Source organism: Tautonia marina (genome assembly GCF_009177065.1).
GTDB lineage: Bacteria > Planctomycetota > Planctomycetia > Isosphaerales > Isosphaeraceae > Tautonia > Tautonia marina.
Window position 1 is genome coordinate 1 of sequence record NZ_WEZF01000080.1, and the last position, 336, is coordinate 336.

Consider the following 336-nt stretch of genomic DNA (forward strand, 5'->3'; position numbering starts at 1 on the left):
TAGGTTCTACTGACAATCAGGCCAGGAGGACCATGACGGACGCCAACTGGCAGAATGCCAGGTAGTTGCGTGCGGTCTTCTCGTAGCGGGTCGCCACGCGGCGGCACTCCTTCAGCCGGCCGATGAGCCGCTCCACCTGGTTCCGCTCCCGGTAAAGGTGTTTGTCATACTGCCGGGGCTCGCGTCGGTTGGACCGCGAGGGGATCACCGCCGTCGCCCCGGCCGCCTCGATCGTCGCCACGAAGGGGCCGCTGTCATACCCCTTATCCGCGATGATGTGCTCGCATTTGAGTCCATTGATCAGGGCTTTCGCCTGGGACATGTCATGCGCCTGGC

General features: G+C 63.7%; 1 protein-coding gene. It reads right to left on the reverse strand.

Annotated elements, in window-relative coordinates:
* Nucleotides 1-16 precede the first annotated feature (16 nt).
* Nucleotides 17-336 (reverse strand): IS5 family transposase (locus GA615_RS27280; protein WP_152054505.1); only part of this gene is annotated, 320 nt, incomplete at its 5' end.